Raw genomic sequence first — 9,557 nt, 5'->3', positions numbered from 1 at the left:
ACGACGGCGATCAGGGCGACCATCAGGCCGTACTCCACCATCGTGGCGCCCTTTTCGTTGGCCAGCCGAGCCTTGGCGGTGTGGAGAACGGTCGTGAGTGTTGCGTACAGTGCGATCATTGTTAGCTCCTTGAACAAATGGACGGGAAGTTCGGGTGGGGCTGACCTGATGCTTGCTCGGGCCGAAAGTCAGCAAGGAAAAGGCGACTAAGCGGGTTAGCTTTGCTGCATTGTGAAACGTGCCCGAGGAACGTGACCTTCGCGCGTACCCTAAGGCGAGCATCGTCCAGACCGGCGGTTACATCACTGGTGTATCTGGTCGCAGGCGCCCGGTCCGAGTAGACGGTGGACCAGTTCGCGTATCGTCTGACGCAAGGAAGTACTTCTCTCCCTACCTGGCAGAATGCCCGTGGGGCTTCGATGGCGCTTCCACCGAAGCCATGATGTCTTACGGGTTGAGCCTCGCAGCGACACCCGTGAACAGACCCGCAATCCTGGGGCCGAGAATGAGCAGTCCGGCAATAACGACGACGGCGATCAGGGCGACCATCAGGCCGTACTCCACCATCGTGGCGCCCTTCTCGTTGGTCAACCGAGCCTTGGCGGTGTAGAGAACGGTAGAGAGTGTTGCGTACAGTGCGATCATTTCTAGCTCCTTGAGAAGGTGGACGAACCTTGGACGGAAAGTCCGGGTGGGGCTGACCCGCTGCCAGCTCTAGCCACAAATTAGCAAGGGAAAGAGCCGGTTCAGCTGGTTTTGCCGGATCTTGCGGTAAGCCTGACCAAAGACCGCGCCTTCTGCGGATAACCTGCGCTGGGCGGTGTTCGTGTAGGTAGTTGTATAGCCGCCACCCGTAGCGAGAGGCGGTCAATATGAGTAGCCCAGCGATCGAGTATGAAGTAGCTGGCCGGCGGCGCCTTCGTCGTGCTCGTGATCCAGTGTCGCCAGCCGCGGCGGCACTGGACGCACGTTCTGACCTTCCGTTTTGACCTGCAGCACGCCTTCGCGCTAATCTTGGGAGTCGTTGTGCGTATCCCCTTCTCGATACGTCTGCGCCTTCCGGAGCGGTTCAGTTGCAGAACCACCTGGCCCGGGGGAGCAGCCGAGATGCACGGGATAACTGGTCGTATTTCAGCCCTCACCTGGAGTTCCGGTAACGCATGAATAAGCTGAGCTCGTGCTCGCGGAATCTTCCGTGGCGCGGGCGACACCGAATAAGAAACGAAGGCCATAACCGTGCGTACGTACACCCCGAAGCCAGGCGACATCACCCGCCAGTGGCACGTCATTGACGCAACCGACGTTGTCCTAGGCCGTCTTGCCAGCCAGACCGCCATTCTGCTGCGCGGAAAGCACAAGCCGACCTTTGCGCCCCATATGGACATGGGCGATTTCGTCATCATCATCAACGCTGACAAGGTAGCCCTCACCGGCGCCAAGCTCGAGCAGAAGCGTGCCTACCGCCACTCGGGTTTCCCGGGCGGCCTGAAGTCCACCACCTATGCCGAGCTCCTCGAGAAGAACCCCGAGCGCGCAGTGGAGAAGGCCATCAAGGGCATGCTCCCCAAGAACTCGCTGGCTGCCCAGCAGATCGGCAAGCTCAAGGTCTACCGCGGCGCCGAGCACCCCCACGGTGCCCAGCAGCCGACGTCGTACGAAATCACCCAGGTCGCCCAGTAGTCCTGGCCACCACACACTAAGAAATTAATTCAAGGAGAACCGTGGCTCAGAACCCTGAAGAGCTGAATGAATCTGCTGAGGAGCTTACGAGCTACACCTCAGAGTCCACCGAAGGCAGCGAAGCCCCCGTCAAGGAGCGCCCTGCGCTGACGGTCGGCGGCGGAGCCGTTGGACGCCGCAAGGAAGCCGTAGCCCGTGTACGCCTCGTACCCGGCACCGGCAAGTGGATCGTCAACGGGCGCGAGCTCAGCGACTACTTCCCGAACAAGCTGCACCAGCAGGAAGTCAACGACCCCTTCAAGCTCCTCGAGCTCGATGGTGCCTACGACGTCATTGCCCGCATCCACGGCGGTGGACCCTCCGGCCAGGCCGGCGCCCTTCGCCTCGGTGTTGCGCGCACGCTCAACGACATCGACCGTGAGAACAACCGGCCCGCGCTGAAGAAGGCAGGCTTCCTCACCCGTGACGCCCGCGTGATCGAGCGCAAGAAGGCCGGTCTCAAGAAGGCCCGTAAGGCCCCTCAGTACTCCAAGCGCTAAAACCCGCCTACCCCTTGCGCAACCGCTGGCGCGATTTCGCAAGGGGCCCCGCGCCGGCTTTCGGCGCTTGGCTCCAGCGCTAATACCGCTTCGTGCGATGCCCGTCCGGCTTGCTGGACGGGCATCGTGCTTTAACGAAAATGGCGTGGTGCTCGCTGTTGCAGTGAGGTCGACCTAGGATGAGGAACAATGACTAGATTATTTGGAACCGATGGTGTCCGCGGGCTGGCGAACGGCCTGATCACCGCCGAGCTCTCCCTTGAGCTGGCCCAGGCCGCCGCCGTGGTTCTGGGGCACCGGGCCGTGGAAGGCGGGCGCCGTCCCACGGCAGTGATTGCCAGGGATCCGCGCATCAGTGGTGACTTCATCGCCGCTGCCGTGGGGGCTGGACTGGCGAGCTGCGGCGTGGACGTCTACGACGCCGGTGTGCTGCCCACTCCTGCTGCCGCATACCTGGTGGCGGACCTCGATGCCGACTTCGGCGTCATGATCTCCGCGTCACACAACGAGGCACCCGACAACGGCATCAAGTTCCTGGCCCGGGGCGGCAAGAAGCTTGATGACGCCCTTGAAAAGGCCATCGAAGCCGAACTCAAGGAGCCGCGCCTGCGACCCGTCGGTGGCGACGTCGGGCGCATCCAGCGGTTCGCGGACGCCGAGGACCGCTACATCGTGCACCTGCTCCAGACCCTGCCGCACCGCCTCGACGGAATCAAGGTGGTGCTCGACTGCGCCCACGGCGCCGCCAGCGGCTGCTCGCCCGAGGTCTTCGCCAACGCGGGCGCCGACATCGTGGTCATCGGGGCGGACCCGGACGGCAACAACATCAACGACGGCTACGGGTCGACGCACCTCGAAAAGCTCCAGGCCGCCGTCCTTGAGAACGGCGCCCACCTCGGCATAGCGCACGACGGCGACGCCGACCGCTGCCTCGCCGTGGACCACGAGGGAACCGTGGTGGACGGCGACCAGATCATGGCCGTCATGGCCGTGGCGATGAAGGACGCCGGCAAGCTCGTGGAGGATACCCTCGTGGCCACGGTGATGAGCAACCTCGGTTTGAAGATCGCCCTGCGGAACGCCGGGATCATCATCAAGGAAACCGCGGTGGGGGACCGCTACGTGCTCGAGGGGATGCGCGACGGCGGCTTCAGCCTGGGCGGTGAGCAGTCGGGCCATGTCATTTTTGCCCAGTACGCCACCACCGGCGACGGCGTGCTGACAGGTCTCCAGTTGGCCGCGCAGGTGGCGGGAACCGGGCGTTCGCTGAAGGACCTCGCGGGCGTCATGACGAAGCTCCCTCAGGTGCTCATCAACGTCCGGGGAGTCGACCGCGCTGCGGTGAACTCCGACGAGGGCGTGCAGGCCGCCGTTCGCACAGCGCAGGGCGTGCTGGGCGAGACGGGCCGGGTGCTCCTACGGCCCTCCGGCACAGAGCCCGTAGTGCGGGTGATGGTTGAAGCGGCCGACATGGAAACCGCACAGCGCATTGCCGACGAGCTCGCTGCAATAGTCGAGGACCGGCTCGCGTTGGAGCCCGTGGCCTAGAAGGCAAACGACTCCCTGGCTAGCCGGAGGAGCCCAACCCGAGTGCAGCCTCAATAGACGGCTTCAGCCAGCGCCGGCCGGCATCGGAAAGCGGACGCACTCGGACACCAGTGGTCGGCACGGCCTCGGGCATTCACCGGTGGCGGGCTCCGCAGCCGCACGAAGAACGGCGTCGTACCGGTCCAGCGCGATCGCCGCCACGAGAGGACTGGGCAGGAGCGGTGCACTGACAATATCCGCACCCGCCCGGGCCAGCTGGTCGTGGAAGTACCCGGGCGCCAGCAAGTAGGACGCCACGGAGATTGCGCCGTCGTCGCCCGCACGAGCCTGTGCCACGGCCTCGGTCACCGACGGTTTCGCAGCGGACCCGAAGCCGGCACGCATCGGGCCCGGCCGGAGGGCAACCAGGTCCTCCCGGAGCTCTGCGACATCGACCGCTGCACAGGCGTCCGATGATCCGGCCGCGGCAAGGACAACTGAGGCATCGGCTCCGACACCGGCTTCGGTGAGCCGTACCTGCAGGAGCCCTGCGAGGCGCGGATCGGGACCCAGCGGCAGGGCTGCAATGGTTCCCGGGCGGCTGGCGGCGGCGTGGGCGATGTCCACCTTCACGTGATAACCGACCGAGAGCAGCAGCGGCACGATGACGGCGCCGCGTCCTGCGGGGATCGCCCGCACCACGTCGGGAAGGGCCGGTTCCTGCACGTCCACGTACGCCTCACAGATCTCCAGGCCCGGACGCATCTCCTGAATCTGGTCGCGCAACCGATTGATCTCGGCCCGGCCGCGCGGATTGTCCGTTCCATGGGAACACGCAATGAACACGGGGGCATCGGGGGTCAAGGGCATGGAGTTATTGAAGCATCGCCGGTTCCATCGGTGCCAGCGCCGCCACTTCGATGCAGCCATCCACCACCCGCGTCTCGTACACCGGCAGGTTGGGCTGACCACCGGTGAGGCACTCACCGGTCGCGAGGCTGTACACCTCCTTGTGCAGCGGAGACGCCAGCGTGGTGGTGCCGCCGCGCGAGCCAATGAGGCCGCGCGCCATCACGCTCGCCGAGGTGCGGGGATCCCGGTTATCCACCGCATGGATCCGCCCGCCGGGAAGCCGGAAGAGTGCAACCTGTGTGCCGTTGACGAGGGCTGCCTCGCCCCAGCAGGACTCGAGGTCGTCGACAGCGCAGATCCGGGCCCAACCCGGCAGGGCGGCAGTGGGCATTCTCTCGAGAACCAGGTCCGTCATGGTGTGCGTCCTTCCGTAAGACTGTGCTGCCCATCAAGCGTGCGTGTCGGGACATTGCATCGAATCTAGGATCCGCAGGTTTCAGCCACACCAGTGCAGCATTGTGCCGAGGTAACTTTCGCTTCACCGGAGCGCGCCAGGGCCGTGAGGCCAAAGTTAACTTTGCGACACATGGAAGACACCGAGAGGTAATTCCCTGTTCGTAGGGTCGAGGAGAACCGCTTGACCCTCCCGGCGCGAAAGGCCTCCCATGCGCGACGATCGTAAACCATCAGCGTCCCCGGCACGGGTGGAACGGGACACGGATTCTGCCGCACGGCGCATCGTCGTCGTCGGTGGCGGCCCCGCCGCCCACCGCTTCGTCGAGGCGCTATGGCGCCGGGGGCTCGACGGCCTCCACATCACCGTCCTGGCTGAAGAGGCGTACGCGCCCTACGACCGGGTGGCGCTCAGCAGCGCACTGCAGGCGGAGGTGAATCTGAGCCTCGGAGACGTGCTCATGTGGCGGGAGCCGGCTGTGCACCTGGTCACCAACGAACGCGCGGTCGCGCTCGACCTGCCGGCACGCTGCGTGATCGGTGCCTCCGCGGAGCGCTACCCGTTCGACGACGTGGTCCTCGCCACCGGCTCCGACGCCGTCCGCCTGCCCATGGCCGGGGCGGAGAGTGCTGCGGTCTACCGGACGCTCGAGGACGTACGCTACCTGCGCGGGGAGTCCGCACGGCTTGCCGCCGACCTGGGACGGCCAGCGGAAGCCGTGGTGATCGGCGGCGGGCTGCTGGGCCTGGAAGCTGCCGGCGGCCTCCAGCAGCTCGGCACCCACTCCACGGTGGTGAACCGGGCGGGCTGGCTCATGAACGCCCAGCTCGATGAGGGAGCAGGCCAGGCCCTGGGGCGCCTGATCACCGCGAAGGGTATGAACATCCTCTGCGGGAGCGCGCCGACCGGCATCATCCGGACCGCAACGGGCACCGTCACCGGGGTGCAGCTGCGCAACGGCGAGGTCCTTCCGGCGGACCTGGTGGTCTTCGCCGTCGGCATCAAGCCCCGCGACGAGCTGGCGCGGGACGCCGGCCTGGCGGTGGGCAGCCGCGGCGGCGTGGTGATCAGCGCAACGTGTGAAACCTCGATGCCGGGTGTCTGGGCCATCGGCGAGGTGGCCAGTTATGACGACGTCTGCATGGGTCTGGTGGCACCGGCCAATGCCATGGCCGAGGTCTGCGCGGACGGGATCCTGGGCGGAGTCTCGAGTTTCCCCGGCTTCGACACCGCCACCAAGCTCAAGCTCTCCGGTGTGGAGGTAGCAAGCTTCGGCGACGCACTCGGCGACGCACTCGGCGACACCGAGGGCAGCCTCGAAATCGTCTACGCAGACCCCGCCCGGGGTCTGTACCAAAAGCTCGTCGTCACCGACGACGCGAAAACCCTTCTCGGCGGGATCTTCGTGGGGGACGCCACCCCCTACACCGCCCTGCGGCCCCTGCTGGGCCGCGAGCTACCCGCCGAACCCGGCGCGTACCTCTCCTCCGCGGGAACCGACGGGGCGCCGGAGACGGAACTGCCCGACGACGTCGTCCTCTGCTCCTGCAACAACGTGACCGCGGGGTCCTGCCGCTCGACGATCCACGGGCACCTGGACGACGGCGGCAGCACTGCGCCGGTCCTCGACCTGCCCAGCCTGAAGGCCTGCACCCGCGCCGGAACGCAATGCGGCAGTTGCGTGCCGATGCTCAAGAAGCTCCTCGACGGCGAACTCGTGAAGGCCGGCAAGACGGTCTCGAACGGGATCTGCGAGCATTTCGCCATGTCACGGCCACAGCTCTTCGAGGCGATCCAGGCATTGGACCTCGCCTCCTTCAGCGACATCATCGCCCGGTTCGGTGTGGACGACGAGGCGAAGGGGGGTTTCGGGTGTGATCTCTGCAAGCCGGCCATCGCCTCGATCCTCGCCACGCAGCGGGGCCAGTACGTGCTCGACGGCGGCCGCGGCACCCTTCAGGACACGAATGACCGCGCGCTCGCGAACATGCAGCGCAACGGAACCTACTCCGTGGTGCCGCGCATTCCGGGAGGGGAGATCACGCCGCAGAAACTCGCCGTGATCGCCCGGGTGGCCGAGGACTTCGGGCTCTACGTCAAGCTCACCGGTGCCCTGCGCATCGACATGTTCGGTGCGCGGCTGGAGCAGCTTCCGGAGATCTGGAAGATCCTCGTCGAGGCCGGCTTCGAATCCGGGCAGGCCTACGGAAAGGCTCTCCGGAACGTGAAGTCCTGCGTCGGCTCCACCTGGTGCCGTTTCGGCGTGCAGGATTCGGTGGGCCTGGCGATCGACCTGGAACTGCGCTACCGGGGCCTGCGCGCACCGCACAAGTTCAAGATGGGCGTCTCGGGCTGCGCTCGGGAGTGCGCCGAGGCACGGGGCAAGGACGTCGGGGTGATCGCCACCGACCAGGGCTGGAACCTCTATGTCGGCGGCAACGGAGGGTTCCAGCCCGCTCATGCGCAGCTGCTGGCCCAGGACCTCGACACCCCGACCCTGATCCGGTACATCGACCGCTACCTCATGTACTACATCCGCACCGCCGACCGCATGCAGCGCACGGCCCGCTGGATGGAGGATCTCGACGGCGGGCTCGACCACGTGCGCGACGTCGTCGTCTCCGACTCCCTGGGCATCGCCGCCGACCTTGAGCAGGCGATGGAACGCCACGTCGAACACTACGAGGATGAGTGGGCTGCCACCCTGAAGGACCCCGACAGGCTGCGCCGCTTCCGCTCCTTCGTCAATGCGCCCGACGCCGCGGACCAGTCGATCGTCCTCGTGGAGGAGCGCGGACAGCGCCGCCCGGCAACGGACGCCGAGCTCGCCGAGGCCGAGCTGGTGCAGGCCGGCGGACCGGTCAACCTGGGTGTATCCATCGGGATGCGCCCCCGCAATCCGAGCGAAGGGGACCAGCCATGGAGCTGACCATCGATCTCACGGGCCGCCGCGTCATCGTCGCGGGCAGTCCCGTAGCTGCGCGGCGCGCCGTGCGCCGCTATCGGGCGGCAGGAGCGCTGGTGCTGCCGTTGACTTCCCCGACAGATTTCACGCCGGACCTTCTGGAAGGCACCGACCTCGTGGCCGCCGTCCAGGACGGCCAGCCGGGCTGGTCGTTTCTGGAGGAAGCGTGCCGGTTCCACAACGTACTACTGGCCCATGAAGCGCCTGCCGCGGCAGGCGGCAGTGTCACGCTCGTGGGTGGGGGACCGGGTGCCACCGGGCTCCTGACGCTCGACGGCGCGGCAGCACTCCGCGAGGCCGACGTCGTCCTCTTCGACCGGCTGGCGCCCACCACCGACCTGAAGGAACTGGCGCCCGCGGCGGAACTGATCGACGTCGGGAAGCTGCCCGGACACCATCGGGTGAGCCAGCAGGACATCGAGGCGCTTCTGACGGCGCAGGCGCTCGCAGGGCGCACCGTGGTGCGGCTGAAGGGCGGGGATCCCTTCGTCTTCGGCAGGGGAGGGGAGGAGCTCACCGCCTGCATCGCGGCACGGATTCCCTGCCGGATCATTGCCGGCATCAGCTCGGCCGTTGCCGTGCCGGCCGCAGCGGGGATTCCCGTGACGCACCGCGGCGTCAGCCACCTGTTCACCGTCGTGTCCGGGCACGCACCGCTGACCGACGACGAACACACCCACCTGGCGGGACTCGGGGGAACCATCGTGGTGCTGATGGGGGTGAATACGCTGCCTCAGCTCGTTGCCGGTCTCCGGGCAGCTGGAATGCGGGCGGACATGCTGGCGGCCATCATCGAACGCGGCTACAGTGCGTCGCAGCGCACCACGTCCGGCTCGCTCGGCAGCATCCTGACGGATGCGGGCAGCGCCCGGTGCCAGTCACCGGCGGTCCTGGTGATCGGCGAGGTGGTGCGCACAGGACTCGAGCTCCAGGGCGAGGCAACGCGGTTGGCCTCCCTCGCCGATTCGCTGGTGGCCCTGTGAGTGAGCCGCGTTCCGACGTCGCGGGCCTGCAGCTCGCCGGGTTCCGTATCGGCGTGACCTCCGACCGCCGCTCAGGAGACCTCATCGACGCCCTGGAGCGGCGCGGAGCGTCCGTGATGCATGCTCCGGCGCTGAAGATCGCGCCGATCGCCGAGGATACCGAGCTGCTGATCGACACCCGGGCCATGCTCGCGAGCCGTCCGGACCTGTTCGTGATCACCACCGCCTACGGAATGCGCCGCTGGTTCGAAGCCGCCGACGCTGCGGGGCTGGGCGATGAACTCCTCGACACGATGGGGCAGGGGCGCATCTACGTGCGCGGACCCAAAGCGCGCGGAGCGGTGCGCGCAGCGGGCCTGACCGACGTCGGGATCAGTGCCGACGAGACCACGGCGACGCTGGTCGATGACCTCCTCGCCCGGGACCTTACCGGCCTCACCATAGGCGTCCAGCTGCACGCCTACGCGGATTCGGTGCAGCTCCAACGGCTCGCCGACGCCGGCGCCACCCTCCTGACGGTGACGCCCTACCGCTGGATTCGGCCGGAGGGCGCCGGC

The 9,557-nt window shown here is 66.9% G+C and carries 10 protein-coding genes; 6 read left to right on the top strand and 4 right to left on the bottom strand.

Annotated elements, in window-relative coordinates; genetic code table 11:
- Positions 1-119 (bottom strand): Flp family type IVb pilin (locus tag Y704_RS25580; RefSeq protein ID WP_155850383.1); only part of this gene is annotated, 119 nt, incomplete at its 3' end.
- Positions 120-447: 328 nt separating this feature from the next.
- Positions 448-645, bottom strand: a complete 198-nt coding sequence (locus Y704_RS0114850) for a Flp family type IVb pilin (RefSeq protein ID WP_026550701.1) — start codon at positions 643-645, stop codon at positions 448-450.
- A 591-nt stretch (positions 646-1,236) separates the two neighbouring features.
- On the opposite strand from Y704_RS0114850, the gene rplM reads away from it, so the two are divergent.
- The 3 genes from rplM to glmM all read left to right on the top strand — a co-directional run bounded on the left by rplM (position 1,237) and on the right by glmM (position 3,767).
- Positions 1,237-1,680 (top strand): 50S ribosomal protein L13, encoded by a 444-nt coding sequence (rplM, locus tag Y704_RS0114845; protein ID WP_026550700.1) that lies wholly within the window; start codon positions 1,237-1,239, stop codon positions 1,678-1,680.
- Positions 1,681-1,721: 41 nt separating this feature from the next.
- The gene (rpsI, locus tag Y704_RS0114840; protein ID WP_026550699.1) at positions 1,722-2,219 is read left to right on the top strand and encodes a 30S ribosomal protein S9; all 498 of its coding nucleotides are present in this window, start codon (positions 1,722-1,724) and stop codon (positions 2,217-2,219) included.
- 189 nt (positions 2,220-2,408) lie between these two features.
- Complete coding sequence (gene glmM / locus Y704_RS0114835; RefSeq protein ID WP_026550698.1) at positions 2,409-3,767, top strand: phosphoglucosamine mutase; 1,359 nt, start codon at positions 2,409-2,411, stop codon at positions 3,765-3,767.
- Between the two features lie 63 nt (positions 3,768-3,830).
- On the opposite strand, the gene Y704_RS0114830 is transcribed toward glmM, so the two are convergent.
- Positions 3,831-4,616 carry a sirohydrochlorin chelatase gene (locus Y704_RS0114830; protein WP_026550697.1) on the bottom strand — a complete coding sequence of 262 codons (786 nt, stop codon included), beginning with the start codon at positions 4,614-4,616 and terminating at the stop codon, positions 3,831-3,833.
- Between the two features lie 4 nt (positions 4,617-4,620).
- Entirely contained in the window at positions 4,621-5,013 is a 393-nt protein-coding gene (gene nirD / locus Y704_RS21680) for a nitrite reductase small subunit NirD (RefSeq protein WP_051477141.1), read from the bottom strand.
- Between the two features lie 250 nt (positions 5,014-5,263).
- On the opposite strand from nirD, the gene nirB reads away from it, so the two are divergent.
- From nirB to Y704_RS21675, 3 genes are all read left to right on the top strand, one after another.
- Positions 5,264-7,981, top strand: coding sequence for a nitrite reductase large subunit NirB (nirB, locus tag Y704_RS0114820; RefSeq protein ID WP_081747685.1), 2,718 nt, complete (start codon positions 5,264-5,266; stop codon positions 7,979-7,981).
- The gene (cobA, locus tag Y704_RS0114815) at positions 7,972-9,000 is read left to right on the top strand and encodes a uroporphyrinogen-III C-methyltransferase (protein ID WP_026550695.1); all 1,029 of its coding nucleotides are present in this window, start codon (positions 7,972-7,974) and stop codon (positions 8,998-9,000) included. The genes nirB and cobA overlap by 10 nt, the downstream gene beginning before the upstream one ends.
- A partial coding sequence (locus Y704_RS21675) for a uroporphyrinogen-III synthase (RefSeq protein WP_173401146.1) occupies positions 8,997-9,557 on the top strand: 561 nt, incomplete at its 3' end. The genes cobA and Y704_RS21675, both read left to right, overlap by 4 nt.

Source organism: Arthrobacter sp. Br18 (assembly GCF_000520555.1).
GTDB lineage: Bacteria > Actinomycetota > Actinomycetes > Actinomycetales > Micrococcaceae > Arthrobacter_D.
This window is presented reverse-complemented; position numbering and strand designations above follow the sequence as displayed.

Excerpts from the sequence above, each read along its gene's own strand:
- Y704_RS0114830 (WP_026550697.1), bottom strand. The coding sequence starts at position 4,616 with ATGCCCTTGACCCCCGATGCCCCCGTGTTCATTGCGTGTTCCCATGGA.
- cobA (WP_026550695.1), top strand. The coding sequence starts at position 7,972 with ATGGAGCTGACCATCGATCTCACGGGCCGCCGCGTCATCGTCGCGGGC.
- Y704_RS0114850 (WP_026550701.1), bottom strand. The coding sequence starts at position 645 with ATGATCGCACTGTACGCAACACTCTCTACCGTTCTCTACACCGCCAAG.
- glmM (WP_026550698.1), top strand. The coding sequence starts at position 2,409 with ATGACTAGATTATTTGGAACCGATGGTGTCCGCGGGCTGGCGAACGGC.
- nirB (WP_081747685.1), top strand. The coding sequence starts at position 5,264 with ATGCGCGACGATCGTAAACCATCAGCGTCCCCGGCACGGGTGGAACGG.
- nirD (WP_051477141.1), bottom strand. The coding sequence starts at position 5,013 with ATGACGGACCTGGTTCTCGAGAGAATGCCCACTGCCGCCCTGCCGGGT.